At 57.9% G+C, this 26199-nt stretch carries 21 protein-coding genes and 2 pseudogenes; 7 read left to right on the forward strand and 16 right to left on the reverse strand.

From position 1 onward, the window contains the following. Positions 1-278: 278 nt before the first annotated feature. From ALO80_RS07270 to ALO80_RS07285, 4 genes are all read right to left on the reverse strand, one after another. Positions 279-1883 (reverse strand): hybrid sensor histidine kinase/response regulator, encoded by a 1605-nt coding sequence (locus ALO80_RS07270; RefSeq protein ID WP_055008458.1) that lies wholly within the window; start codon positions 1881-1883, stop codon positions 279-281. A gap of 108 nt (positions 1884-1991) precedes the next feature. Next, positions 1992-3167 (reverse strand): hypothetical protein, encoded by a 1176-nt coding sequence (locus tag ALO80_RS07275; protein ID WP_055008459.1) that lies wholly within the window; start codon positions 3165-3167, stop codon positions 1992-1994. A 2-nt stretch (positions 3168-3169) separates the two neighbouring features. Further along, positions 3170-4351 (reverse strand): UDP-galactopyranose mutase, encoded by a 1182-nt coding sequence (gene glf, locus ALO80_RS07280; RefSeq protein ID WP_055008460.1) that lies wholly within the window; start codon positions 4349-4351, stop codon positions 3170-3172. Next, positions 4348-5523: a glycosyltransferase family 1 protein gene (locus tag ALO80_RS07285; protein WP_055008461.1), complete on the reverse strand. Its 1176-nt coding sequence runs from the start codon at positions 5521-5523 to the stop codon at positions 4348-4350. The genes glf and ALO80_RS07285 overlap by 4 nt, the downstream gene beginning before the upstream one ends. 440 nt (positions 5524-5963) lie before the next feature. On the opposite strand from ALO80_RS07285, the gene galE reads away from it, so the two are divergent. Beyond that, the gene (galE, locus tag ALO80_RS07290; protein ID WP_055008462.1) at positions 5964-6992 is read left to right on the forward strand and encodes a UDP-glucose 4-epimerase GalE; all 1029 of its coding nucleotides are present in this window, start codon (positions 5964-5966) and stop codon (positions 6990-6992) included. A gap of 83 nt (positions 6993-7075) precedes the next feature. Here galE and ALO80_RS07295 read toward each other — a convergent pair whose 3' ends face one another. After that, complete coding sequence (locus ALO80_RS07295; RefSeq protein ID WP_054984204.1) at positions 7076-7624, reverse strand: cupin domain-containing protein; 549 nt, start codon at positions 7622-7624, stop codon at positions 7076-7078. Between the two features lie 125 nt (positions 7625-7749). Next, positions 7750-8505, reverse strand: coding sequence for a gamma-glutamyl-gamma-aminobutyrate hydrolase family protein (locus ALO80_RS07300; RefSeq protein ID WP_055008463.1), 756 nt, complete (start codon positions 8503-8505; stop codon positions 7750-7752). Positions 8506-8632: 127 nt separating this feature from the next. Here ALO80_RS07300 and ALO80_RS07305 point away from each other — a divergent pair, with 127 nt between their 5' ends. The 3 genes from ALO80_RS07305 to ALO80_RS07315 all read left to right on the forward strand — a co-directional run bounded on the left by ALO80_RS07305 (position 8633) and on the right by ALO80_RS07315 (position 11762). Continuing rightward, positions 8633-9526, forward strand: coding sequence for a LysR family transcriptional regulator (locus ALO80_RS07305; protein WP_055008464.1), 894 nt, complete (start codon positions 8633-8635; stop codon positions 9524-9526). Between the two features lie 147 nt (positions 9527-9673). Continuing rightward, positions 9674-10738, forward strand: coding sequence for an aromatic ring-hydroxylating oxygenase subunit alpha (locus ALO80_RS07310; RefSeq protein WP_055008465.1), 1065 nt, complete (start codon positions 9674-9676; stop codon positions 10736-10738). A 73-nt stretch (positions 10739-10811) separates the two neighbouring features. After that, entirely contained in the window at positions 10812-11762 is a 951-nt protein-coding gene (locus ALO80_RS07315; protein ID WP_055008466.1) for a PDR/VanB family oxidoreductase, read from the forward strand. Here the strand turns inward: ALO80_RS07315 and ALO80_RS07320 are convergent, their stop codons facing one another. Together ALO80_RS07320 and ALO80_RS07325 are read right to left on the reverse strand one after the other, a co-directional pair. Beyond that, positions 11763-12473 (reverse strand): GntR family transcriptional regulator, encoded by a 711-nt coding sequence (locus ALO80_RS07320; RefSeq protein ID WP_055008467.1) that lies wholly within the window; start codon positions 12471-12473, stop codon positions 11763-11765. It lies immediately after the preceding gene. 71 nt (positions 12474-12544) lie between these two features. Next, entirely contained in the window at positions 12545-14515 is a 1971-nt protein-coding gene (locus ALO80_RS07325) for a putative bifunctional diguanylate cyclase/phosphodiesterase (RefSeq protein ID WP_055008468.1), read from the reverse strand. Positions 14516-14759: 244 nt separating this feature from the next. Between ALO80_RS07325 and ALO80_RS07330 the strand changes: the two genes are divergently transcribed. Then, positions 14760-15752: a nucleoside hydrolase gene (locus tag ALO80_RS07330; protein WP_055008469.1), complete on the forward strand. Its 993-nt coding sequence runs from the start codon at positions 14760-14762 to the stop codon at positions 15750-15752. 87 nt (positions 15753-15839) lie between these two features. Here ALO80_RS07330 and ALO80_RS07335 read toward each other — a convergent pair whose 3' ends face one another. Both ALO80_RS07335 and ALO80_RS07340 read right to left on the reverse strand, forming a co-directional pair. Further along, entirely contained in the window at positions 15840-16532 is a 693-nt protein-coding gene (locus ALO80_RS07335; protein WP_055008470.1) for a hypothetical protein, read from the reverse strand. Between the two features lie 138 nt (positions 16533-16670). Beyond that, positions 16671-17554 (reverse strand): annotated as a pseudogene (locus ALO80_RS07340) (LysR family transcriptional regulator). Between the two features lie 88 nt (positions 17555-17642). Here ALO80_RS07340 and ALO80_RS07345 point away from each other — a divergent pair. Beyond that, on the forward strand, positions 17643-19031 hold the full coding sequence (locus ALO80_RS07345; protein ID WP_055008471.1) for an MFS transporter: 1389 nt from the start codon (positions 17643-17645) through the stop codon (positions 19029-19031). An 18-nt stretch (positions 19032-19049) separates the two neighbouring features. Next, positions 19050-20324: a glucarate dehydratase family protein gene (locus tag ALO80_RS07350; RefSeq protein ID WP_055008472.1), complete on the forward strand. Its 1275-nt coding sequence runs from the start codon at positions 19050-19052 to the stop codon at positions 20322-20324. Between the two features lie 17 nt (positions 20325-20341). Here the strand turns inward: ALO80_RS07350 and ALO80_RS07355 are convergent, their stop codons facing one another. From ALO80_RS07355 to ALO80_RS07380, 6 genes and pseudogenes are all read right to left on the reverse strand, one after another. Further along, the gene (locus ALO80_RS07355) at positions 20342-22006 is read right to left on the reverse strand and encodes a PqiB family protein (protein ID WP_055008473.1); all 1665 of its coding nucleotides are present in this window, start codon (positions 22004-22006) and stop codon (positions 20342-20344) included. Positions 22007-22198: 192 nt separating this feature from the next. Then, positions 22199-23032 carry an ABC transporter substrate-binding protein gene (locus ALO80_RS07360; RefSeq protein ID WP_055008474.1) on the reverse strand — a complete coding sequence of 278 codons (834 nt, stop codon included), beginning with the start codon at positions 23030-23032 and terminating at the stop codon, positions 22199-22201. A gap of 51 nt (positions 23033-23083) precedes the next feature. Next, entirely contained in the window at positions 23084-23812 is a 729-nt protein-coding gene (locus ALO80_RS07365) for an amino acid ABC transporter ATP-binding protein (protein ID WP_174518944.1), read from the reverse strand. A gap of 19 nt (positions 23813-23831) precedes the next feature. Beyond that, on the reverse strand, positions 23832-24572 hold the full coding sequence (locus ALO80_RS07370) for an amino acid ABC transporter permease (RefSeq protein ID WP_055008476.1): 741 nt from the start codon (positions 24570-24572) through the stop codon (positions 23832-23834). A gap of 6 nt (positions 24573-24578) precedes the next feature. Further along, on the reverse strand, positions 24579-25280 hold the full coding sequence (locus tag ALO80_RS07375) for an amino acid ABC transporter permease (RefSeq protein ID WP_055008477.1): 702 nt from the start codon (positions 25278-25280) through the stop codon (positions 24579-24581). 121 nt (positions 25281-25401) lie between these two features. Then, positions 25402-26143 (reverse strand): annotated as a pseudogene (locus ALO80_RS07380) (SDR family oxidoreductase). Between the last annotated feature and the right edge of the window lie 56 nt (positions 26144-26199).

Here is a 26199-nt window from a genome sequence, read left to right on the forward strand (position 1 = left end):
TTATGCCGTTATGCCGTTATGCCGTTATGCCGTTATGCCGTTATGCTGATGATTGAAGTTGTCTGATGTCTATTGATGAAAACAGCGATAATCAGAAGAATGCGCAACGTAAAGCACCACACACTGAGTGTGCATATCCACTGTTCGGTTTTTGATAAGAGCGCAAAAAAACGCACGCCGGAATAACAGTGTCGGAATAGTACTCCGGCGCCTGCCTCAGTTCGCCTTACGGTATGAGGACCTGCCGAAACAGACAGGTCCTCATTGTCCGGCACCCTTCAGGCGATACCGTTCGGCCCATCCAGTACTTGCCTGACCTTCCTGGCAAGCTCCTGAGGCATGCATGGTTTGGACACGACATCGAACTCTGAACCCCCGATGTCGGTTCGTTCGATCGAGCTTTCAGCGTACCCGGTGGTCAGCAACACTTTGACCTTGGGATACCTGCGCCTCACTTCCCGTGCGAGCATGACGCCGTTCATGCCGCCCGGCATGATCAGGTCAGTGAACAGCAAGTCATACATGCTGCCGGATTCAAACCGCTTCAGTGCTTCACGGGCATTCAGGACAATTTCGGAGACATACCCGTAATCATCCAGCACCATCTTCGCCAGCTCGGCGACGTCTGGCCGGTCTTCCACGATCAGGATCCGCTCGGAGCTGCCTATACGCCTCTCGGAGGCCTTTGGCGGGTCGGTCTTGCTCAACACAGCCTCGTCTACCGGAAAATACAGGCGCAGCGTTGTTCCAACCCCTTCTTCGGTATAGATCCTGGCCGCGCCACCGGACTGCTTGGCAAAGCCGTAGACCATCGAGAGACCGAGGCCGGAGCCCTTGCCCTCCTCCTTGGTGGTAAAAAACGGGTCCATTACCCGGTCCCTGATACTGGATGGCATGCCAATGCCGTTGTCGGTCACGGCAATGCAAACGTAGCGGCCCGGCAGCAGACCGTCATAGGACATATTGGCGAGCTCATCGACAACCAGGTTGCGGGTTTCAATGAATATTTTCGGGTCCGGTCTGCCAATCAAAGCATCCCTGGCGTTGATGAAAATATTCAGCAGGGCAACTTCTGCCTGAGTCGGGTCGATACGGCAGTTCTTCAATGCCGGGTCCAGATCGGTTTCGATCGTCACTTCCGGCCCGAACGTACGCTCGATCAGGGGCTCAGTGGTAGAAACCAGGCCGTTGAGGTTGAGCACTCGCCCCTGCAGTTTCTGTTTGCGGGCAAATGCCAGCAATTGCTTGGTTAGCGTGCTCGCGCGCTCGACTGCAGACTTGGCGTGATAAACGCTGCGCTGAACGCGCTGCACATCGATGACGGGTTTTTCCGCAGCGCTGCCGATCAGATCAATATAGCCACCCATGACTTGCAACAGGTTGTTGAAGTCGTGAGCGATGCCCCCGGTAAGCTGCCCCAGGGCTTCCATCTTCTGCGCCTGACGCAAGGCTTCTTCAGCATCTCGACGCCGACTGATATCCAGTTGCGAGGCAAAGAAATAGATCAGGTCCCCGGCATCGTTGTAAACCGGAGAAATGAACAAGGCATTCCAGAACGAAGAACCGTCCTTGCGGTAGTTGAGAATCTCGGTAGAGATATCCACGCGCTCGTCTATCGCATCGCGAATGGACTGCACCACCGCCCGATCAGTTTCAGGCCCTTGCAGAAACCGGCAGTTGCTGCCGAGAATTTCTTCTGACGCATACCCCGTCATTTCCAGGAAGGCACGGTTGGCGAAAATAATCGGATTGTCCGCGCGATTGGGGTCGGTCACGATCATCGGCATCCGTGTCGTTTCCACCGCCGCAAAAAAGATATCTTTTCCCTGATGTTTGATATCTCCCGTCGCCGCGTTGTCGACACGGGTTTTATTTTCCGACACTCCAGAAACTCCACGAATAATTGGTTGGGACTGCCACGTGTGCTAAAACCTGAGACCGGTCTACCCTCTCAAGGGTTCTGAGGTCTTTGATAAAAAACCGGATTATATTCATTCGAGGGGCTTGGCGCTTGGAACACCGTCACTCAAACAGCGCTTTTCCGCTCTTTTTGTGAATAGGGCAGCCCATTCACTTGCGTTGTCGCGCACTGCATTCTGCAGAGGTTTGAAGACAGACCGCTTGCCCTGTTCGTCAGCATACCCGAGCAATCCTGCCGGGCAGTATCGGTCGTCGTCCCAGCCCGGATAATCGAGAATGGGGTACCAGCAGATACCTTCCACCGGTATGCCGGCCCTGACGGCCTTGCCAACCTCTGCACATATGTAATTGAACCAGGGCAGACGCTGAGCGCCTTCGGCTCCTGTTTCAGAGATCAATAGCGGTCTGGCGTATCGCCTGTGCAGCTCGTTCAGCATACCTTGAAGGGGTCTGTATTGCGGATCGCTCTGCAAGAGCTTTCGGCCGTTGAACTGCCATTGATTCTGGGGATAGAAGTTGACGCCCAGCACATCCAGATACTCGGGGCGACCGCCCAGTCCGGGCCATTGCCGTCCGGATAAAAAGTCCCAGGCCTCGAACTGCGCCTGTCGATAACATTCTGCCGCCGCTGCCTCGCCGTGACCTCGCGTGGCCGGTACGACATGAATCAATGGCTCGGCCTGAACAAAGCGCGCGCTGGGCGCTATCGTGCGTATCGCGTCTATTGCCGCAATACTGGCCCGGACCAGTTGCTGTTTGAGCTCCATGCCGCGCTGCCGGCTGCCGGGATTGAAATAAGCCACGTCGCCGCCCGCCCAACTCCAGAACGAAATCTCGTTGATCGGCGAATAGAAAGGTGCAGTCTCCCCTTCATCCTTGATCAACTGAGCCACCGCAGCGGCAAATCGCGCAAAGCGCTCGACAAATTGCGGGCTCCAGATATCCAGATCATCGGGATAACCGTAATGGCACAGGTCCCAGATTACCTGTATGCCCTGATGCCGCGCGGCGTGCAGCATGGGTAGAAAACTGCTCCAGTCGTAGGTGCCAGGGCTCGCTTCAATCAAATGCCAGCGCAAGCCGTCGCGCACCGTACGGATTGCGCATGCATCCATCACCGCGAAGTCTGCCTGGGGCCAACGGCTGTGCCCGGTGGAATCAAGCAGGTCGAGACGTGTGCCATCACGTCGCCGATGGCTGGCACACTCGAATCCGCCCATGAAAAAGCTGTCGAACAACCCGTTCATGCTCAACCTCGCGCAGGCTGTTGCAGCGGTTCGGTATTCGGCCCAGGCGCTTGATCGGCCAGCTTTTGGTATAACGCCAGAGCCTGCCCCACGACCTGATCCATGTTGTAGTACTTGTAAGTACCGAGCCGCCCAAGGAACGTAACATCAGCCGACTGATCGGCCAACGCCTTGTAGCGCTTGTACAGCTCGGCGTTTTCCGGTCGGGGAATGGGGTAATAAGGATCGCCCTCGGCACTCGGAAACTCATACGTGAGGCTGGTTTTGGCGTGCAGTTGACCGGTGAGATGCTTGTATTCTGTGATGCGCGTATGGGGAACGGCCTCATCCGGGAAGTTCACCACCGCCACGGATTGAAACTGAGCCTGATCGACGGTCTTGTGCTCGAAACGCAACGACCGATACGGTAGACGGCCATATTTATAATCGAAGTATTCATCGATCGGCCCGCAATAGACGAGGTGCCGATACTGCGCCCGTTCGCGAACCTCGGCAAAGTCGACCCCCAGCCTGACACTGATAAGCGGGTGATCCAGCATCCGTTCAAACATCCGCGTGTAACCATGCAGCGGCATTTTCTGAAAGGTATCGGTAAAGTACCGACTGTCGGCACTGGTACGGGTGGGCACCCGGGCAGTAACCGACCTGTCGAGTTGAGACGGGTCCAGGCCCCATTGCTTGCGGGTATAACCCCGGAAGAACTTCTCGTACAACTCCCGACCGACCTGATTGATCACAACATCTTCGGAGGTCCTTATCATCTCGACGGGTTCGGCTCGACGGGCAAGAAACGCTTCGGCTTGCTGCTCGTTCATCTGCAAGCCGTACAGACTGTTGAGGGTATCGAGGTTAATCGGAATGGGTAGCAACTGACCGTCTACGCTGGCGAGTACACGGTGTTCGTAGTCTCGCCATTCGGTAAATCGTGAAAGATACTCCACGATCCGCTCGGCGTTGGTATGGAATATGTGCGGCCCGTACTGATGAACCAGCACCCCGGCGCTGTCCAGATGATCGTAAGCATTGCCGGCAATATGTGGACGTCGGTCGATGAGCAGGACACGCTTGCCCAGCCCCGCCGCCAGCCTTTCCGCCAGCACGCTGCCGGCAAAACCTGCACCGACAATCAGGAAGTCATAGTACGTATCGTCCAGCGCGGCTGATTCAGGCGTTATACCGGTCATTCGATTTCACTCCTGACGACAACCCGGCTGATATGAGCCTTCATCGCAGCGCAGGTGTTGTCCCAGGACTCGCCAGTCAGCACTGCGTCAACCTTGCGCAGAAAATCGTCAGCACCTTTATGCGTCAGCGCCTCGTGAATCGCGTGCGCAAACGCCTTGGTATCGTCGGCAATTGCGACGACACCGCAAGCCCCGTACCTTCTCACAACATCGGCAATCCGGGTCGAGACCACCGGGCAGCCACCCGCCAGGTATTCAGGAGTCTTGGTCGGGCTGATGAAGCGTGTGGAGTCGTTCAGGGCGAATGGCATCAACGCCACGTCCCAACCGGCCAGATAGGCTGGCAAGTCGTCATAGGACTTGTTGCCCAGATAATGGACATTGGCCATGTGCGGCAGGCTTGCCGGATCGATCTTTACTACAGGGCCGATCAAGACGATTTGCCATTCGGGGTGTAACGCTGCCACCTCTCGAACCAGCTCAATATCAAAGCGTTCATCGATGACGCCAAAAAAACCGAGTCTCGGGTACGGAATGCAGCGTTGGTCCACCGGGTCAGACTGCACGCTGCGAGCGGCTGAAAAATGCTCTGCATCGACGCTGCTGGGCATGGCGTGTGCGTTGGCATGCTGCAGTCGCTTGGCTTCCCAGAGGCTGAAGCCGCCAGTAAAGACAACATCTGCACGCTTCATCAGCGCCTGTTCCTGTTCGACAAGCTGTGGCGGCGCACCTTTGAACGCAGACAGCTCATCCATGCAATCAAAGATTGTCGCTTGCGCATTGAGGTGGTCGGTAAAGGCCAGGCTCATCGGGGTGAAGTACCACAGCAGCAGCTCGCCGAACCGTTGCGCATCAAGAAAGCTGTCGAGCAACGAGCGCTGCGCAGTAATCAGCTCGTCGGCCGGCATCTTCAAGGGCAGATGCGGCACCATCACGGTGACGCCGCATGCTTGCGGCAGTGACTCAAGCCAGACATCTGGAGAGTCCGACAGAACAGGCTCCTCAAGAAACAACACCTGATAATCCTGCGCCATGCGCGACATGATGTGCTGTGGACGCTGATAAACGAACCCCCACCTGAGGTGGGACAGGCATAACAGCAAAGGTCTGATTGCAGTTTCGACCCCGGCTGAAACCGATGCTTCGGAAAGAATTGATTGAACACCGTTCATAGAGTTTCCCTTCTGTTAAAAGTCCTGGATGAAACTGAAGGGCTCTGCAAAGGGCTGAACTTCGACGGCATTCATGTGGAGTATGTGTGTGGTATGCGTGGGCGGCTGTTTCATAGTCGTACGTGATGCAACCCTGTGAGTGAAAAACAGGAAAGCGTCACGGATACGCTTATCAATGTCGAGCGCACGACAAAACAGGTGTTCATTGATTCCGATAAAGGGTAAGCGCCATTGGGAATGAGCCGTTGAACTCGTCGCAACGAATACCCACTTAGTCTTGAGCGAATGCTTTTTGGCACCTGCGGTACGTTTTTCCCACGCGGTGGTCTGGTCCTGATTTTCGCAAGCAAGGCTCCCCTGTCGGCCCGGTAATAAAGGTCATGGCATGGAGCCGTCAGCTCGCCTCTTCCCGAGGCGGCGAAAATCCAGGAAGGACAACCATGATTCTGGTGACCGGCGGTGCGGGATACATTGGCGCTCACATTACGCTTGAGCTGCTTGAGAAGGGCCGTGATGTAGTGGTACTCGATAACTTGAGTAACAGTTCGCGAGAGACGCTGGATCGGATAGAAAAACTCAGCGGGCGACACGTGGATTTCATTCACGGCGATATTCGCAGTAAAGCGACGCTGCACCGATTGTTCGCTCATTACCCTGTCAAGGCGGTGGTGCATTGCGCCGGGCTCAAGGCTGTGAGCGAAAGCGTCCGGGAGCCATTGCGCTATTTCGAGACCAACGTAAGCGGCAGCGTAAAGCTGTGTCAGGTAATGGCAGAAGCAGGCGTGTTCGAGTTGCTGTTCAGCTCATCCGCAACGGTTTATGGCCAGTGTGAACGGATGCCGCTGGATGAGAACTGCCCACTCGGCTTGCCGACCAGTCCTTACGGGCATTCCAAACTGATGGCCGAGCAGGTGCTGAAAAGCGTCGCTCACTCGGATCCGCGCTGGTCGATCGGACTGCTGCGTTACTTCAACCCCATTGGCGCACATCCGTCCGGCCTGTTGGGTGAGTCGCCCTGCAACACACCGAACAATCTGCTGCCGTTCCTGCTGCAGGTCGCCAATCGGCTGCGCCCTGCTCTGCATATTTATGGCACTGACTACCCGACGCCGGACGGAACAGGTGTGCGTGATTACCTTCACGTCATGGATCTAGCAGATGGCCATTTGAAAGCGCTGGATAGAATACGCCGCGGACGCGGGGTATCCGTCTGGAATCTGGGGACAGGACAGGGTTATTCAGTGCTCGAAGTGGTTCACGCCTTCGAGCGTATCTCTGGCAACGCCGTGCCTTTGATCCTTGAGCCCCGTCGGGCAGGAGACGTCGCCGCGTGCTGGTCCGATCCCTCGAAAGCATTGCGTGAATTGAATTGGCACGCCAGGCACGACCTTGATTCGATGCTTACCGACGCATGGCGCTGGCAGTGCATGAACCCACAAGGATACATACCCGCGACGCTGGTCAGTTGAGCCGCATACAGGGGGACAAGACGCTCCGGAAACTATCGCAACGCCATGTCAGTGAGGTTCAGACGTAACACGGCAACTGCCCGTTAAAAATTGGCCGGCGTGTTGGAGCTGATGATCTCGGCCTCGTCCTGGCCGACGTTGCGGAAGCGGTGCGGTAATGTAGTCGGAAAATAATAGCCGTCTCCAGGACCGAGGATATTGACCTGCCCATCGATGGTCAGCTCCACCGTGCCGCGCGTCACCAGCCCGCACTCCTCGCCTTCGCTGTGGACGATAGGTTCTTCGCCGGAGTCGGCACCCGGCGCGTATTGCTCGCGCAGAAAACGCATCTGTCGACTCGGCAGGGTCGCACCGACCAGCAACAAGCGAACGCCATTGCGCCCCAGGTCAGGTTGATCACCGGCCCGGAACACATATTGATCCTGCCCAGGAGGCTGATCGAATGTGAAAAAGTCCGCCAGCGTCATAGGGATGCCTTCCAGCAGCTTCTTGAGGGAGCTGATGGAGGGACTGACACGATTTTGCTCAATCAGGGAAATCGTGGCATTGGTCACACCACTGCGTCTGGCGAGTTCACGTTGCGACAGCTTGTAGCTCTCACGCACCAGTTTGAGTCGTGCTCCCGTATCCATAGTGGCCTTATGCGAAAGATATCCGGTAAATGAGACGGCCTCGGCGCAATGGACTGTCCACTGCCCGAGGCCGTAACGGCGGATATTAAATCACGTTTGGCAGCAACACTCAGCAGCTCATCGCTTTAGCGGTCACGACGGTGCCTGGCATAAGTCAGGCACGCTTCACGGAATGCCGTGAACAGGCTCAGCGACACGGGATTGTCCAGGAGCGCCCATTCCGGATGCCACTGCACGCCCAGCACAAAACCTGGCGCGCCGGGCAAGGACACCGCTTCCACAAGACCGTCGGGGGCCAACGCTTCCGCACGCAGATCCGATGCCAGACGGTCAACACCCTGGCTGTGCAGGCTGTTGACCTCGAACCCCGGTGCCAGCCCGAGAGCGTCCAGCAAACCGTCTGGCTGCACATGCACTGCGTGTTGCGGCGCGTACTGCACAGCCAGTACATCGCTGTGCGGCTCGCGGTGGTCCAGATACCCGGGTAACTCCTGCACCCGCTGATGCAGGCTGCCACCCAGTGCGACATTCAGTTCCTGAAAGCCACGGCAAATGCACAACACCGGCACACCCTGAGCGATGGCGGCCCTGAGCAGCGGCAAGGTAGTGCGATCCCGAAAGGTGTCATGGGCCGTGCCCTCCGCGCTGGCCGGTCCGTTGTAATGCCGTGGTTCGACATTGGACGGCGAACCGGTAAACAGCAGGCCGTCCAGTGACGCGAGCAGTTGCTCAGGTTCAACAGGCACATCGAGCGCAGGGAGGATGACCGGAATCCCAGCGAACGCTGCGGCCTCGACATACTTGTCGCCCGCAGTGTGAGAGGAATACTTGCCCAACTGCTGGCGGCAGGCGGTAACGCCGATCAAGGGAGGTCGTGACATATGTGAATCCTTCTGAAGTCGGGTGGTCCTGCGGTTCAGTAGCAGGCTATCCAGCCACGATGAAACCAGTCTAGGATAGTCACTCACGCAACAAACATAGGCACCCAGGCAAAGGAACATTGCACCAATGCAATATGAAATCACCCATGCCGATCTTTCCCTGGTACTGGCACTGGTGCGCGGCCGCACGCTGGCACGTGCTGCCGATCTGCTGCACGTTGATATCTCGACAGTGTTTCGCTCGATCAGACGCCTTGAAGCCGCTCTTGGCGCAGCGTTGTTCGAGAAGAACCGACGCGGCTACATCCCGACGGACACCGCCCAGGCCATGGCCGAGCAGGCAGAGCACGCCGAACAGGCACTCGCCGCAGCCCGTATTGCGTTGCAGCAAGGCGAACAGGTTGTCAGCGGCACGGTGCGCCTGACGTGCACCGACGCTGTCCTGCACAGCCTGCTGTTGCCGACCCTCGCGGATTTCATGCCGCAGTACCCTGCCCTCACGCTGGAACTGGCCACCTCCAATGCGTTCGCCAACCTCAGTCGTCGCGATGCAGATATTGCCCTGCGCCTGACCAATACCCCGCCCGAGCACTTGATCGGACGATGCCTGGGCAGTGCCGACTATTTTATCTGTGGCCGTCCCGAATACCGCGATGCACTGGCGCAAAGCCCCACCTCCGTCCCCTGGATCAGCCCGGACGACTCAATGCCGGATCACACCTCAGTGATCTGGCGTAAGCAGGCATTCCCTGGAGTAAGCCCGCGCTACCGCTGCAGCAACATGTCGGCGGTCTCTCAGATGGTCGCTGCCGGTCTGGGCGTGGCAGCCCTGACCGATTTCACTGTCAAGGGTCTCGGTACTGTGGAACGGCTGAGTGAGCCGCTGCAAGGATGCAGCACTGATCTGTGGCTGCTGACCCGTCCCGACTGCCGGGCACTGCGTTCTGTGCAGACCCTGCTGGAAGCGCTCGCGCCCCGTTTGCGAGCTGCACTGCTGGCATCCGCATCCGCATCCGCATGAGCGGCCATCAGTGGATCCACTAAATAATAGTTAATAAATTTAATCATTGGCTTAGCTTCAATCCTGTGGCATTAATAATCGCGAGGAAAGCAACATGATTCATTCTGTGGATCCATAAGATCAATAATCGAACCGTGGAGAACCGTCATGCATCCGAAAAATACGTGGTACGTCGCCTGTACAGCGGATGAAGTCGCCGAAAAACCTCTGGGCCGGCAGATCTGCAACGAAAAGATGGTGTTCTATCGCGACCAGAACCAACAGGTGGTCGCGGTCGAAGACTTCTGCCCGCACCGCGGCGCACCGCTCTCGCTGGGTTATGTCGAAAACGGTCACCTGGTGTGCGGTTATCACGGGCTGGTGATGGGCGGCGACGGCAAGACCGTTTCCATGCCTGGCCAACGTGTTCGGGGCTTCCCGTGCAACCGGACGTTTCCTGCAGTCGAGCGCTACGGCTTCATCTGGGTATGGCCAGGCGACCGGGAAAAGGCTGATCCGGCACTCATCCATCATCTGGAGTGGGCTGTCAGCGACGAATGGGCCTACGGTGGCGGTCTTTTTCATATTCAGTGCGACTACCGCCTGATGATCGACAACCTGATGGACCTTACCCACGAAACTTATGTGCATGCGTCGAGCATCGGCCAGAAGGAAATTGACGAGGCAGCTCCCGTCACGACTGTCGAAGGCGAAGAAGTCATTACCGCACGCCACATGGAAAACATCATGCCGCCGCCGTTCTGGCAAATGGCGCTGCGTGGCAACAATCTGGCCGACGATGTGCCGGTCGACCGCTGGCAGATCTGCCGCTTTACCCCGCCCAGCCATGTGCTGATCGAAGTCGGCGTGGCCCACGCGGGCAAAGGCGGCTATCACGCGCCCCAGGAGTTCAAGGCGTCGAGCATCGTCGTCGACTTCATCACACCGGAAACCGACACTTCGATCTGGTACTTCTGGGGCATGGCGCGCAACTTCAATCCGGCTGACGAACAACTGACCGCGTCGATTCGCGAAGGTCAGGGCAAGATTTTCACCGAAGATCTGGAGATGCTTGAACGCCAGCAACAGAACCTGCTTCAGCACCCACAGCGCAATCTGCTCAAACTCAATATCGATGCCGGCGGCGTGCAGTCGCGCAAGATTCTGGAACGCCTGATCGCTGCCGAGCGGACCGGCTCGTCTGAACAGATTCCCGTGATGGCCACGAAATGACGGTCTTCTGCCAGTCCGGATGTGTTGAAAACAATCAGAAGTGACCCTTCTCGCGGTCACCCGAGGACATACCATGATCGACGTGACCGTGTTATCACGTAACGACGAAGCGCTGGATATCTGCAGCTTTGAACTGGCGCGACCGGATGGCGGGCTGCTGCCGCCCTTCACGGCAGGTGCACACATTGATGTGCATCTGCCGGACGGGCTGATACGCCAGTACTCGCTGTGCAACGCGCCGAACGAGCGTCATCGCTATCTGATCGGTGTGCTCAACGATCCGGCTTCACGCGGCGGATCGCGCGGCCTGCACGAACAGATCCAGCCAGGGGCTCAGTTGCGCATCAGCGAACCGCGCAACCTGTTTCCGCTGGCCGTGACCAGCCGTCGCACACTCCTGTTCGGCGGAGGCATCGGTATCACGCCTATCCTGTGCATGGCGGAACAACTGGCGCTGGAGGGTGCCGATTTCGAACTGCACTACTGCGTTCGTTCCGTCGAGCGCGGCGCGTTTATCGAACGTCTGAAACACTCGCCATTTGCCGACCGGGTAACGCTGCACTTTGACGAGCAGCCCGACACTGCGCTGGATGCCGCTAAGCTGCTCGCCCACCCGCAGCCCGATACCCATCTGTACGTATGCGGACCGGGTGGCTTCATGCAATACATACTCGACAGCGCCCGTGCGGCTGGCTGGTCTGAAGACAATCTGCATCGCGAGTACTTTTCCGCACAGCCTGCAGATACCGGCAATGACGGTAGCTTTTCGATCGAGATCGCCAGCACTGGCCAGGTCATTGCCATTCCAGCCAACAAGACGGTCGCTCAGGTGCTCGAAAGCCACGGCATCGATATTCCGTTGTCGTGCGAGCAAGGCGTGTGTGGTACGTGCCTGACGCGGGTCTTGAAGGGCATTCCGGATCATCGGGACCTGTTTATGACTGAAGACGAACAGGCCCTCAACGATCAGTTCACGCCCTGCTGCTCTCGCTCGAAAACCCCACTGCTGGTGCTCGACCTCTGATCAGTCCGGGCGCTGAATGACCTTCATGCGCTCGTTCACGCCAGCCCCGAAAATCTCGGCATAACGCAAGGTGGCGTTGGCGTGCTCGCGCATGATGGCCTCGGCACGAGCGCCCTGCCCGCTGATCAACGCATCCACTACCGCATGATGCTGCATATGCGCGAAATTGAAGCGTCGGTATTCGCGAATCAGGTTGTCCCGATCCACTGCCAGCGCAGTCACCGAGGCGAAAGGCAGGTGGTCGTTACGCGCCAGTGCATCGGCAATGGCTCGGTTGCCACTGCCGGCGACAATCACTCGATGCAGGCGCATGTTCATATCGTGATAGACCTCGAGGTCATCCTCAGTGACATAGCCCTTTTCGAACAGCGCATCACCCTGCACCAGACAGGCCTCAAGCTCGTCGCGGGCGTCCTGTGTCAAACCGCGTTCGGCCATCTGCCGCGCCGCCAGCCCTTCCAGAACCCCGCGCACGTCGACCGCACCGGCGATTTCCATCGGGCTGATCGAGCGCACCTGAAAACCACGGCCGCCGAAGGGCACCAGCAGGCCTTCCTGCTCCAGCGTCCGAAACGCCATGCGCACCGGCATGCGTGATACACCGAACAGCTCGGCGGTCGGCACTTCCATCAAACGCTCGCCGGCAGCCAGCTCGCCTGACGCAATCATCTTGCGCAGCGCGACAAGAACGGTCTGCCCGGGTTTGCTCATCAGAAAGATTCCGTGGGATCAAAAGCGCATCTTACTCCACGCACGCAGGTGAGTGGCTCAAGCTCGATTGATCAGAGCGGGCACGAGGCGGCATAGCCGAAGGTGCGCTGTTCATCGGGTGTTTCAATCCACACCAGCGTCTGCTCGAAGCTGATCGGCGGACTGTAGAAGTAACCCTGAACCAGCGTACATCCCAGGCTGGTCAGTGCATTCAATTCATCCTGCGTTTCGACGCCTTCGATCACGCAGCCAAGGGACATGTCCAGGCTCAGGGCGACCAGCGATTTGACGATCTTGTAACTGGCGGGATTGTTATGCACGCCGGTTACAAAACTGCGGTCTATCTTGAGCTTGGTCAGTGCCAGAGCATGCAACTGGCTGAGGCTCGAATACCCGGTGCCAAAATCATCCAGCGATATACCGCAGCCCAGTTGCCGGAACTGCGCGATGGCCTGTTGCACCTGATTGATATCCTGCATCACCGCAGTTTCTGTGATTTCCAGATCCAGCCGCGAGGCATCGAAGCCGCTGTTTTCAATGATCTCGACAATTCTGCTGACACTTTCCCAGGTCGCGCAGTCGTGGGCAGACAGATTGAACGACAGCCTGACAGGTGCAGGCCATGACAAAGCCCTCTGCAGCGCGCGAGTCAGCAAAGGCGCGGTGAGCTTGTTGATCATGCCGATTCGCTCGGCAATCGGAATGAAATGTGCCGGCGATACCGGACCCAGCTCCGGACTGTTCCAGCGCGCCAGCGCCTCGAAAGCCACGGTCTGACGCGTACAGCTTTCAATGATCGGCTGAAACAGCACGTGAAACTCGGTGTCGAGATTGGCACGTCGCAATGCCTGCTCAGTCACACCATCGGCATGCAACTGCTGGCGGTGACTGGCAGAGAACAGGCACGTGGTGCCCGGGTTATGGTTTTTGCCCTGATAAAGCGCGTAATCGGCAAATTCGAACAGCTGGGTCGCATTGTCCGCAGTGGCCGGGAACGTCGCGAGGCCGAGGGTCGCGCCGATCTGGATCGGCATGTCCGACAGCTCGAAGCTTTCGTGCATGAGGTCGCACAGGAGCTTACCGAACGCCAGCAATGCCTCGTTGCTGATGTCGCCCTTGATAACCAGCGCGAACTCGTCACCGCCCAGCCGGGATACATGCACTGTATTGCTTGAAACACTGGTCAGGCGTTCAGCGACCAGCATCAGCAGCCTGTCCCCCGTACGATGCCCGTAAAGGTCATTGACCGGCTTGAATCCGTCCAGATCCAGCACACCCACCGCCAGCCCGCTGCGATGCGCCAGCGCCTCGTTCATGGCCGCGTCCAGCGTCTGAAAGAACTGTCGACGGTTGGGCAGCCCCGTCAGGCTGTCCTGATTGGCCAGCAGCAAGTTCTCATTGCTCAATTGTTCGGTTCTGACCTGTACGTTCACCAGGCTGGTGAAGTCACGGTACTGATATTGCAGAATGACCAGCATGCCAATTGACACCAGCACGATGTTTGCTGCCGTGGCAATAAACGTGATGTTGTGTGTCGAGGCGAAGAACACAACGAACGCAGTGTTGACCACCACTGCCGTGGTCAACGCTGCAGGTTGCAAGTGCATCATGCAGAAGATGCAGACAATCACGGTGATGCCCATGAAAAACGCCACATGCGCCTGGGCATAGGCATTGCCATAGGGATAAAGCGACAGTGACCACGCGGCGAAACCGGCAGCGATCAAACCTGCCAGAGCATTGGTGCCGCGTAACGTCGCCAGAATGGTTGCCGGGGCCGGTGGCGGGCGGTTTACCGTGAGCAGCCACTTGCGCGCGCGAATGGCGCAGATAGTCGTCAGCAGCGCCGGAACCAGCAGCGTCAGCCACATCGGCGCGGTGCTCCAATGGGTGAACGCCAACGCCCAGGTGTTGACCAGCAGCACAAAGTACATCAACGGCAGTTGTCGGGACAACGCAACGTATTGGGCCTGCAATAGCCTGGGATTATCAGCGGGCACAGACATCAGGGTGCGTAAGGCACCCACTAGTTTTTTCAGCATCGCAAGGCTTCTCTGTCACTACAGTCAAAGCACACGTGGCTTGCTGCTCATCATGCAAGCCACGTGATAATCGGCTCGCTTGTCATGCTCTCGGCGGGTGTGGTTAATTCTTTACGGTAAAACCGGGCCGCGTATCGGTTTAATTGAAATAAACAGGCGATACACTGTTCGGTCGTGTGACCGGGCATATCAACGGCGCCTGCAACCTCTTTTCCATCACCCCCTATGGGCAGGGAGCATTACCATGAGCAGGAAAGTCATTATCGATACGGACATGGGCTGGGACGACGTACTGTCCATCGCCTACCTGATGAAAAGACCGGACATCGACATCGTCGGTATTACCGTCACTGGATGCGGCGAAACGGATCTGGGCTGGGGCGTGATCATCGCGCAGCATTTGCTGGGCATTGGCAATCGACTCGGTACCGTCGTTGCAAGAGGCACCGCTCAGCCACTCGAATACGACAACCGGTTTCCACAACCATTCAAAAACGATATGAATGACATCATGGGTCTTCTGGGAAGCCTTAATCCTGCTGCGTTACCGGAGGTGTCGAACCTTACTGCGTGGGACTACCTGTATCAGACGGTAAAAAACAGCCAGGATACAATCACTGTTCTATCGCTCGGCGGCTTTACCAACATCGCGAAGATGCTCTCGCTGAGCAACCAGCCTGCAGACGTGCAGATGATCGACAGGATTGTCGCCATGGCCGGTGCCGTCTATGTTGACGGCAATGTCGCCGCATTGAACGACGCTCAGAAGGCGTGGGATCAGGGTGAGTCCTACAGCAGTAACCACTCTGCCGAATGGAATGTGTTTGTAGACCCCGTCGCAGCCAATAACGTTTTCCAGTCGAACCTGCCGTTGACGCTTGTGCCGCTTGACGTCTGCAACCAGGTTATCCTCGACGCCAGTTACTCGCAGCAGATTACTGCCACCGATCCAGTGGCCACGCTGGTCAGGCAGGTCCTTGAAACCAAATCGGGCACGCACGCCGAAGGTTATCCGGTACCGATATTCGATCCATTGGCGACCGTGCTGATGGCGGGCGGCATTGAAGCGACGAAAGTGGATGAGCAGTTTCTGTCCGTCAACACCAACATCACGCCACAGGACAACCACTGCGGGCAGATACAACTGCAAGGCAGCGGTTCGCGAACCATCACCTGCGTACTGGGAGTGTCACAGTTCGCGTTCAGCAAGCATTTCGCCGAGGTCATCAATAGCTGAAGACGGGTGTAATGCGGAGCGCGAGGCAGAAGGCATATCTGATAGTGTCCGCCAGGCCAGCGCTCCATTTCCAGGCGTGATTCAGGCTCAGTTCGCCGCGACTTGAGCCCGATCGGCCTGCATGACCAGCGCCTTGAGCGACGCATCGAATTGTTTCAGCGCGTTCACTTGCAGCTCGCGCTGCTGATCGATCTGTGCGGCAATTTCCGGAGCGGCTTTACCCTGCACCCAGACCGAGGTCATGTCCTTGACCACCTCACCTTCCGCCTTGCCGATGTACTGCAGATTGGTGTCGTAGAAGCGGGCCATGAAACGTGCTTCGACCTGACTATTGCGTTTGCTCACCAGACGATTGTAGGTGTCGAGCATGACCACAACATCCGGGCGCGCCTGCATCAGCGCGTCGAGGCTGTCGTAGACAGTCACCGAGGCAAACTCTTTCTGTAATGAACCCACCAGCCAGTCGGTGGCCAGTTTTGGGTCCGAACTGCTGACGAATGCGTTGCGAATACGCGAATCGAGCGCTCCGTTCTGCCCGCTTTTGAGCGCTACAGAATGGTAGTTGTTCAGGTACTGGAGATTACTGAGGGTATTTTCGCTGTACAAAACACCCACCGATTGAGTGTGTTGCAGGCTGGAGGCACTGTCGGCCACCGGCACAAAATGGCAAGACTGAGCGGAAGACGCAGAGACCGGCGAGACGGCAGCGTTGGCCGACGCAGTGAACACAATGCTGGTGCTTAAAACGGCAGCAAGCGTCAACAGATTAAACATTCTCATCGCGTCGTCTCCCTTTGGAGCAGGTGGCTATGGCGCCATCCTCCTCCTTTGCCGGAAAAACAGAACTTGCCTTGCATGATGATGACTATCGACTGAATGAATGATAGTCGACGCCAGCACACAGCAAGGTTTTTCGCATCAACTTTCATCAGCCCTGACAGCCGCGCGAATGGCCTCGAGCAGCATCCTGCACGCCGGATTGTTATTGTCGCCACGCCAGACCAGATGCAACTCGCTCTGCACACCCTCACCCAGATCAATGTGACGAAACACTACGTCCTTGAATACCACATTGGTCGCACAACGCGGCACCAGTGCCAGGCCCATGCCGGCGTTGACCAGTGCCAGAATAGTCAGTGACGATCCAAGCCATTGGACATACTCCGGCGCCACTCGTGCGGAACGAAACATACCGGTCAGCAGTTCGTTGAACGGTGGGTAGGCCGAATGCGAATACATCAGAAACGGCGCGCCATCCAGATCAGCCACCGCGACTGCGTCAGCGTGAGCCAACCGATGATTGGCCGGCACCGCCAGCACGAATGGTTCGCGTCGTAGCCCGGCTGAAATAGCGGCGCTCTTACGATACCCAGGTCAATGCGCCGCGCCCTGAGCGCTTCGTGCTGCTGATAGGTGTTCATCTCAGTCAGGGAAATCTTCACCTGTGGCTGCTTGAGCCGCGCCTCGGCGATCACCCTGGGCAGAAACTCGTATACCGCACTACCGACAAAGCTGATGGTTACCGAGCCGATATCGCCTTCGGCAAAGCGCCTGGCTGAAATAGCCGCCTGCTGCGCGCGCTCCAGCAACGTCTGCGCCTCGATGAAGAACGCCCTGCCCGCTGCCGTCAACGCCACGCTGCGGGTGCTACGCGTGAACAGCTCGACACCCAGATTGTGCTCCAGTAGCTGGATCTGCCGACTCAATGGCGGCTGAGTCATGTTGAGCCGCTCGGCGGCACGGCGGAAGTTCAGTTCCGTGGCCACCGTGGTAAAGCAACGCAGCTGGGAAAGCTCGAACATTGATCCACTCCCGGTATCAATCAAGTCACTAACTGGATTGGACGGGAATAATACACCCGCGCATGATCGACTCACCCCAAAAACAACAATGAATGGGAGCCGCCCCTTGAATACCGTCTCTGGTACTACTGACCCCACGGCACTTGCCCGTGCGGCCTCGAAGGTGAAACGCCACGTGTTGCCGCTGTTCGTGGTGATGTTCATCGTCAATTATATCGACCGGGTCAATATCGGCTTTGTGCGCAGCCATCTTGAAACCGATCTGGGTATCGGTGCAGCAGCCTATGGGCTGGGTGCCGGATTGTTCTTTGTCGGCTATGCACTGTTCGAAGTGCCGTCCAACATGCTGCTGCAGCGTTACGGTGCCCGCGCCTGGCTGACCCGCATCATGTTTACCTGGGGCGCAGCCGCCATGGCCATGGCGTTCGTTCAGGGAGAAACCAGTTTCTACGTGCTGCGCTTCATTCTTGGCGCGGCCGAAGCCGGTTTCTTTCCGGGCATCATCTATTACTTCACCCAGTGGCTACCCTCCAGCGATCGCGGCAAGGCGATGGCGCTGTTTCTCAGCGGATCGGCAATTGCCTCGGTGATTTCCGGGCCGGTGTCCGGTGCATTGCTCGGCATTGAGGGTCTGAGCCTGCATGGCTGGCAATGGATGTTCCTCATCGAAGGCTTCGCGTCGATCGTACTGTGCGGTTTCGTCTGGTTCTGGCTACAGTCATACCCCCACGAGGCCAGTTGGCTGAGTGAAGAAGAAAAGACCGCACTCAGCACTGCAATAGCTGAAGAACAAAGGCTGCGTGAAGCAGCACAGACCGTCAGGCCGTCGGTGTTACGCTTGCTGGCGGACCGGCAGATCCTGCTGTTCTGTTTCATTTACTTTTCGGTGGCACTGACGATCTACGGCGCTACCTTCTGGCTGCCGAGCATGATCCGCAAGATGGGCAGCTTCAATGACTTCGAGGTCGGGCTGTTCAACTCGGTGCCGTGGATCATTTCCATTGTGGCCATGTATGGTTTTGCGGCATTGGCGGCGCGCTTCAAGCACCAACAGGCGTGGGTCGCTGTCACGCTGATCATCGCCGCCTTCGGCATGTTCATGTCCACCGTCGGCGGCCCGGTATTCGCGTTTGTAGCCATCTGCTTCGCGGCCATCGGCTTCAAGGCCGCGTCTGCCCTATTCTGGCCGATTCCTCAGGGCTATCTGGATGCACGCATTGCCGCAGCGGTCATCGCACTGATCAACTCCATAGGCAATCTGGGCGGCTTTGTTGCGCCCACCACGTTCGGCTTTCTGGAGCAGACCACCGGGTCGATTCAGGGTGGGCTTTACGGACTGGCGGCGACTTCATTACTGGCTGCCGTCGTGATTTTCTTTGCCCGCACCACGCCGCAGGTCGGCAGTACACCCAACGCACAGCCGATTGCGACTCACAGTGCTGCCATGCCTGGCACCCCTTCCAGCCTCAAACCCTGACCACCGGGAGACAGCCCCTTGAAAATCATACGTGTGACCGTCACCCCTATCGCTTTCCGCGATCCGCCACTGCTCAATGCCAGCGGCATTCACGAACCCTTCGCCCTGCGCTCGATCATCGAGGTAGAAAGCGACAACGGCTACATCGGACTCGGTGAAAGCTATGGTGACGCCCCGGCACTGCTGATTCAGCAACACGTGCAGAATCAGCTGATCGGCATCGACCCGTTCAACCTCAATCAACTGCGCAGCATCGTTCAGGCCACGGTCGCGGCGCATAAGCCTGCGAGCCTGGCGGGCGAAGAACTGGCACCTGGCTCGCACGCCAGCAAGGCGGTAAGCAACGCTTATTCGGCATTCGAAGTGGCGTTTCTGGACCTCCAGGCACGTTCCATGAACCTGCCATTGGTGGACTTGCTCGGAGGTGCCATTCGCGAGCGGATACCGTTCAGCGCCTATCTCTTCTTTAAATATGCACAGCACACCGACGCGCCGTATGCGCCTGACAACTGGGGTGAAGCGCTGAACGAGGAACAGATCGTTGCCCAGGCTCGGCGCATGATCGAAGCCTATGGCTTCAAAAGCATCAAGCTCAAGGCCGGAGCGCTGCAGCCGGAACACGAGGTATCCTGCATCAAGGCGTTGAAAAAGGCCTTCCCGGGTTATCCGTTGCGCATCGACCCCAACGGCAACTGGTCATTGGAAACCTCGATCCGCATGGCCGAGCTACTGGGCGATGATCTGCAGTATTACGAAGACCCTACACCGGGCCTGGATGGCATGTCGGAACTGCACAAACGCACGGGCCTGCCGCTGGCCACCAACATGGTGGTGACCGATTTCGACGAATTCCGTCGCAGTGTGGCCCTCGACAGCGTGCAGATCGTGCTCGCCGACCATCATTACTGGGGCGGCCTGCGCGACACTCAGGCGCTGGCGAAAATGTGTGACACCTTTGGCCTCGGTGTGTCGATGCACTCCAACTCGCACCTGGGGATCAGTCTGATGGCCATGGCCCACGTCGCCGCGTCCGTACCCAACCTTGACTACGCCTGCGACACGCACTACCCGTGGCAGGAGCCGGACGAGGAAGTCATCAAGGGCGGAAAGCTGCCCATTGTCGACGGTTGCGTCAATATCACCCGCGCGCCCGGCCTGGGCCTGGAACTGGATTATGATCAACTCGGCAAGCTCAATGACCAGTACCTCAGCTGTGGCATCCGTCAGCGTGATGATGTGAAGCAGATGCAGAAGTACAAGCCGGAATGGAAGGCAGTAAAACCGAGATACTAAACGCGTTTGACTCCGACTCAATCAGACCTTTGAGCAGGATTGGCCGCCGAATAGACACCCGGCTCATCCTGCTGGCTGCGACCACGGATCAATGCTTCGGGGTTGCGGCTTATATAGTCTGTCAGCACCCGCACCGAGCGTGCCGTGCGCTGAACTTCATCCATTGTCCGGTTGACTTGCTGGCGTACCGGCGAGTCCTCGGCAAGCGTCGCACCGGCAATCGCCACCGTGCTTCGGGATTGCGCCAGAACGCTGCGAAGTTCAGGCATCACGTCAGCGTTGAACAGTTTGAACGTCTTTTGCGCCTCGTTGAGGCTGCCATCCAGATGCCCGGCGATTTCGTGCATCGGCAGTTTACCGACCTTCTCAACGATCAGTTGCACCTGCTCCTGCATCTTTTCCAGCTCTCCGGGCACGGTGGGAATTATCAGCGGCCGTGCATTGACATCGAACTGCGCTGGCGCAGCGTTTGCAATAAACCCGAGAGAAATATAGAGCTGTCCCGTGAGCAGACTCGCACTGCGAGGCTGCGCACGCAGGCCTCGCTTGACGAAGTCGGCGATCAACTGCGCAGTGCGCGAGTCGTCGGCAGTGCCCAATGTCCTTACGATCTTTTCATTGGCCATCCCCAGGCGGTCCGGGTAGATCACCGCCCCCACGATACTGGAGAACGACTGGCGGGCAGTGTCGTAGTCAAGATCGACCGAGACCACTCGCCCCAGATTGATCCCCATGAATTCTACGGGCGAGTTGACCTCGAGACCACGCAACGACTGACTGAACATCATGCGGATGTAACCGGGTTCGCCATCGGGCGGCGACAGCGCCTTTTGCTGATCTTCGAACAAGTTGAACCGTGCATGCTCTGCAGCCCTGGGCGCATGAGCGCTGTAATCCGGTTCAACGAAGGCCACACCTCCGGCCAGTACCGTCGAGACCGATTCGGTCTTTATCTTCAATCCATCGGCATCAACCGTCATGCCGATGCCGCTGGCGTTCCAGAACCGCGTGTCAGTGGTTACAAACCTGTCGTTGGGGGCATTGATGAAGATCTCGGCGTCCACCCCTTTGCCATCATCGGCCAGACGGCAGGCAACCAATTGACCGACTTGAATGCGTCGGTAGTAGACCGGAGAACCGACATCGAGTGAGCCCATATCCTGGGCGTGCAGGGTGAAGCGCGTGCCTTTTACGCCAAACGTAAGGGGTGGCGGGCTTTCCTGACCGACAAAGTGTTTTTTCATGTGTGTGGAAGTACCACTGTCTGCCGCGATAAATGGCCCGGACAGCAACGTATCCACACCGGTCACGCCCTGGGTGCCTATACGTGGACGAACTACCCAGAACATGGAGTCCTGAGCGGTGAAAGGCCGGGCGTCGTCGTTGAGGTCCACCGTCACCACCACACCTGTGCGGTCTTTGCTCAGGGCAACGGCTGACACCTCGCCGATGACGACATTTTTGACCTTGACCTTTGTCTTGTGCGCTTCAAGTCCCTCGGCGCTCTGAAAGCTGATAAAAATTCTCGGGCCTTTCGAAAGCGCGCTGTCGATCAACAGCGACAGGCATATCAGGGCCGCAACGACAGGAACCATCCATACCGGCGATGGACCGAAACGCATGGGTTTGGCGCCTGAAGGGCCGACCGGCAACGGAGGAGCGCAACCTGAGCGATCAGACATTTTTTCCTTTCAGGCACCCACACGGGCACTGCCAACGATTCAGACGGTTGGCAGCACTTTGAACGTCGACTATCAATAAACCTTCAAGGAACTATCAAGGTTTGATCAAGACGCTGCTGCGCCGTCGTGGCAGGGTCCCGAGGTCGGCAGGTCATGAAGCCGACGTTTTTCCAGCCGGCTTCATGCTGCGTGTCAGGGCAATGGATCGAACTTCAATTCGCTGAGGCTTTGCACCTTGTCTTCACGAACCATCTTGTATTCGGTATTCGGGCCGATCCACTGCGCCCAGATCGCGTCGATTTCGCCCGCCGCCTCCATCGCCCGCAGCGATTCATTGACCTTTGCCAGGAACGCCGGTTCGCCCTGGCGCATGCCGGCACCAATGGGCTCCAGTGCCATCGGCTCCTTGGCGATGGCCAGCTCGACACCGCTGGCCTTGGCCTGTCCGACCAGCTTGATCGCGGTCATGGTGTTGGTCACCAGGCCTACCACCTTGTTCTGTTGCAACGCCATGTAGGCAGAGCCGGTGTCCTGGAAGGTCACTGGCGTAGCGTCAGCCAGGCGGATCGACTGTTCGGACGTAGAGCCTTTGGTCGAACTGATGCGCTTGCCCTTGAAAAAAGTCTTGGGCTGATCGGCGTTGGCGGCCCGCACCACCAGGGTTTCCTTGGCGATGTAGTAAGGATCACTGAACTGGATCTGATCGGCGCGGCTCCTGGTGTACGCCAGATTGGCGAAAATCACGTCCACGCGCCCCATTTTGACTTCTGGAATACGCGCCTCGACCGATAATGGCTTCAGTTCCAGTTCGACGCCCATGTGCTTGGCCAGAGCCCTGCACAGGTCGACGTCCATGCCCACCAGTTCGCGGGTTTTCGGGTCAGGTGCCGAGAACGGCGGGACGTCGGCATACACGCCGCAACTCAGGGTTTTCTTGCTCATCACATCACTGAGCTGATCAGCGTGGGCAATCGAAACAGCCAATGGCGACAACGCCAGTGCAGCCAGCAAAGACTTCATACGCATGGTGAGACTCCTGGAAATGAATGAAGGAATTCGGTGAATCAGGACCTGCGATCAATGGCTGCGCAGGTCGGCAATGAAGCGCTGGGCACGCGGATGGTCCGGTTGCTGAAAGAACGCTTCCGGGCTGGATTTTTCGAGAATCTGCCCCGCATCCATGAACCAGATGGTGTCTGCCACTTCCCGGGCAAAATTCATCTCATGAGTGACACACATCATGGTCATGCCTTCTTTGGCCAGGCCTTTCATGACGCTGAGCACCTCGCCGACCATTTCCGGGTCGAGCGCACTGGTAGGCTCGTCAAAGAGCATCACAGGCGGCTCCATGGCCAGCGCCCGGGCAATCGCCACACGCTGTTGCTGACCGCCGGACAACTGCGCCGGATAGGCGCCGGCCTTGTGAGCCAGCCCTACCCGATCCAGCAGTTCCATCGCCCTGGCGCGTGCCTCGCTGTTCTTCAAGCCGCGTACCTTGGTCGGGGTCAGAATAATGTTGTCGAGCACCGAAAGATGCGGAAACAGATTGAAGCTCTGGAACACGAAGCCCACGCGGCTGCGCAGCCGATTGACGTTGGCGTCAGTGCCGTTCACGTCATGACCGTCAAACAGGATCTGGCCCTGCTGAACCTCTTCAAGACGGTTGACGGTGCGGATCAGCGTGGATTTGCCCGAGCCCGAAGGCCCGCACAGCACCACCACTTCGCCGCGCTGCACTTCAGCGGTGATTTCGGTCAGGGCCTGGTACTCGCCATACCATTTGTTGATCCTGGAAAACATGATCATAGGATGCATCGGGCAACCCTCAATTGTCGGTAGTCAAAGGCCGGGAAACGGGTGCAGGCAACACGCTGCCTTCACGCTTGCGGGCAATCCGCTGTTCCACCACTGCGGCCAGACGGGTCAGGCCGTAACACAACACGTAGTAGGTGATCGCCAGGATGAAGAACACCTGAAACGGCTTGGTCAGCAGTTGGTTGTTGATCTGATTGGCAGCGAAGGTCACTTCCTGGACATTGATCACATAGCCCAGCGACGTCTCTTTTATGATCGAAATGAACTGACTGATCAGGCTCGGCAATGCGTTATAGAGCGCCTGCGGCAGGATCACCCAGACCGTGGTGCGCAGGTAGCCCATGCCCAGAGCCCGGGACGCTTCGTACTGACCGGTCGGCAGTGCCTGAATCGCACCGCGGATGATTTCGCACAGGTAGGCGCTTTGATAGACCACCAGCGTGCAGAGCATGGTGGTGAAGCCTGTGATGTTGTGGCCGATCAGCAACGGGACCAGAAAGTAGGTCCAGAAAATCACCATCAACAGCGGAATGCCACGCATCACGTAGACCCACACCGTCGCCGGATAACGCAGCCAGCGCCACGGCGAGACCCGCGCCAGCGACAGCAGCAGGCCCAGCGGAAACGCCAGCAGCAATGCCAGCGCAGCCAGAATCAGCGTCGAAACCAGCCCGCCCATCGGCCCGTGCGGGTATTGGCCGACCAGCAGCAAGGTCCAGTTGTCGCGAACAATCGTGAGTACATCGAACATCGCCGCCTACCTCGCCATGGCTTTGCTGAAGTGCCGGGCGAGCAACGCACCCAGGCCCATCAGCATCAATGAAATGGCCAGATAGACCACGGTTGCGACCAGGTACGCTTCGAAGGTGCGGAAGGTGTAGTTCTCGACTTCACGCGTGGCGTAGGTCAGCTCGACGACACCGATGGCCATGACCAGACTGGTGTTCTTGAACAGCAGGACCGAGTGATTGATCAACGAAGGCAGGCAGTTGCGTATCCCTTGCGGGAGAATCACATAGCGCATCGAGCGCACATAGCCCAGGCCCAGAGCACGCGACGCTTCGACTTGCCCGGCCGGAATGGCACGCAACCCGCTGCGTATGTCTTCACTGAAATAAGCCGCCTGGCACAGCCCCAGCGCGATGACCGAGAACAGGTATTCGGTGCTGTAGTTGGACAACCAGATCTGGGTACTCTCGGAAAGCAGCGTCGGAATACCGAAATACCAGAGCATCAGTTGCACCAGCGTGGGCACATTGCGGTGGTAGGACACGTAACCCGCAACCAGGCGTTCGGCGTATTTGTTGCCCGTCAGGCGAATCGACACCAGCAGCAAGGCCACCGCCATGGCCATGCACCAGGCGACAAGCGCCAGTTGCACGGTTGTTTCTATACCCTTGACGATCAGCCCGGCGTACTCGCCCTGCAGGATCGCTGAAAGATCGAAGTCGTTGGTCATGGTGTGTTCCATAGACATTCAGCCAGGGCAGAAACAAGGCGACAGGGGTTCTGTCGCGAATGTGGCGTGGCGGCTGATGCCGCTCTCGTAATAGGTACAGCGCGTGCAACGAGGCGCGGGCTCAGCCTTCGTAGTCCTGCGGGCGCGCCGTTGACAGCCCGCCCGGGACCTGAAGCGTCGGGGTGATTTCCATATGGCCGATATTGACCGCGATGGGCGCGGCAATCACGTAAGCGATCGCGTCGGCAATGTCCTTGGCAACAGGCAACTCGTAGCCTTCGATGAAGCGTTTACGCACGTCCTCGGAGTCGCCATGCACGTGCGCGAAAATGTCCGTGGCCACGCGGCCCGGGCAGATTTCGGTCACCCGTACGCGCTTGCCGAAGGCATCGATACGCAACTGGCGGGAAAGCATGCTCACGGCAGCCTTGGTCGCGTGGTACGTCGAGTTGCCACCGAAGTTGTAGGCAGCGGCGATCGAGCTGATGTTGATGATGTGCCCGCAGTCTCGCTCGACCATACCCGGCAACGAAAGCCTGGCGATCTGCAACACTGCACGCAGGTTTACATCGACCAGCAGATCGATCCCTTCGGCGTCAGCCTTGAGCAGTGAGCCGGGCCGGTCGACTCCGGCATTGTTGACCACAACATCGAACTGATGAGCCTGAAACAATGCCGTCAGACCAGCCAGATCAGTCACGTCGATAGCATGCGCAACACAGCCGGTGCGCTGCCAGCTTGTCTGCGCTGCGCGCCAGCGCATGCACCTGCAGGCCTTCGGCACACAGCCGTTCCACCACGGCTTCGCCAATGCCGGAAGATGCGCCGGTGACCAGCGCGGTTTTGTAATCGGAAAAAGGCATGTCGGGGTTTCCTTGAATAAGCGTCGATCAGCCGCTTGGCTATTAATGCTGATCGT

Source organism: Pseudomonas caricapapayae (genome assembly GCF_001400735.1).
GTDB classification, from domain to species: domain Bacteria; phylum Pseudomonadota; class Gammaproteobacteria; order Pseudomonadales; family Pseudomonadaceae; genus Aquipseudomonas; species Aquipseudomonas caricapapayae.

Coding starts and splice junctions, on each gene's coding strand:
- ALO80_RS07285 (WP_055008461.1), bottom strand. CDS start 5,523: ATGAACGGTGTTCAATCAATTCTTTCCGAAGCATCGGTTTCAGCCGGG.
- ALO80_RS07275 (WP_055008459.1), bottom strand. CDS start 3,167: ATGAACGGGTTGTTCGACAGCTTTTTCATGGGCGGATTCGAGTGTGCC.
- ALO80_RS07325 (WP_055008468.1), bottom strand. CDS start 14,515: ATGCTGAAAAAACTAGTGGGTGCCTTACGCACCCTGATGTCTGTGCCC.
- galE (WP_055008462.1), top strand. CDS start 5,964: ATGATTCTGGTGACCGGCGGTGCGGGATACATTGGCGCTCACATTACG.
- ALO80_RS07295 (WP_054984204.1), bottom strand. CDS start 7,624: ATGGATACGGGAGCACGACTCAAACTGGTGCGTGAGAGCTACAAGCTG.
- ALO80_RS07365 (WP_174518944.1), bottom strand. CDS start 23,812: ATGATCATGTTTTCCAGGATCAACAAATGGTATGGCGAGTACCAGGCC.
- ALO80_RS07315 (WP_055008466.1), top strand. CDS start 10,812: ATGATCGACGTGACCGTGTTATCACGTAACGACGAAGCGCTGGATATC.
- ALO80_RS07330 (WP_055008469.1), top strand. CDS start 14,760: ATGAGCAGGAAAGTCATTATCGATACGGACATGGGCTGGGACGACGTA.
- ALO80_RS07360 (WP_055008474.1), bottom strand. CDS start 23,032: ATGCGTATGAAGTCTTTGCTGGCTGCACTGGCGTTGTCGCCATTGGCT.
- glf (WP_055008460.1), bottom strand. CDS start 4,351: ATGACCGGTATAACGCCTGAATCAGCCGCGCTGGACGATACGTACTAT.
- ALO80_RS07320 (WP_055008467.1), bottom strand. CDS start 12,473: ATGAGCAAACCCGGGCAGACCGTTCTTGTCGCGCTGCGCAAGATGATT.
- ALO80_RS07355 (WP_055008473.1), bottom strand. CDS start 22,006: ATGTCTGATCGCTCAGGTTGCGCTCCTCCGTTGCCGGTCGGCCCTTCA.
- ALO80_RS07310 (WP_055008465.1), top strand. CDS start 9,674: ATGCATCCGAAAAATACGTGGTACGTCGCCTGTACAGCGGATGAAGTC.
- ALO80_RS07370 (WP_055008476.1), bottom strand. CDS start 24,572: ATGTTCGATGTACTCACGATTGTTCGCGACAACTGGACCTTGCTGCTG.
- ALO80_RS07335 (WP_055008470.1), bottom strand. CDS start 16,532: ATGAGAATGTTTAATCTGTTGACGCTTGCTGCCGTTTTAAGCACCAGC.
- ALO80_RS07345 (WP_055008471.1), top strand. CDS start 17,643: ATGAATGGGAGCCGCCCCTTGAATACCGTCTCTGGTACTACTGACCCC.
- ALO80_RS07305 (WP_055008464.1), top strand. CDS start 8,633: ATGCAATATGAAATCACCCATGCCGATCTTTCCCTGGTACTGGCACTG.
- ALO80_RS07300 (WP_055008463.1), bottom strand. CDS start 8,505: ATGTCACGACCTCCCTTGATCGGCGTTACCGCCTGCCGCCAGCAGTTG.
- ALO80_RS07375 (WP_055008477.1), bottom strand. CDS start 25,280: ATGACCAACGACTTCGATCTTTCAGCGATCCTGCAGGGCGAGTACGCC.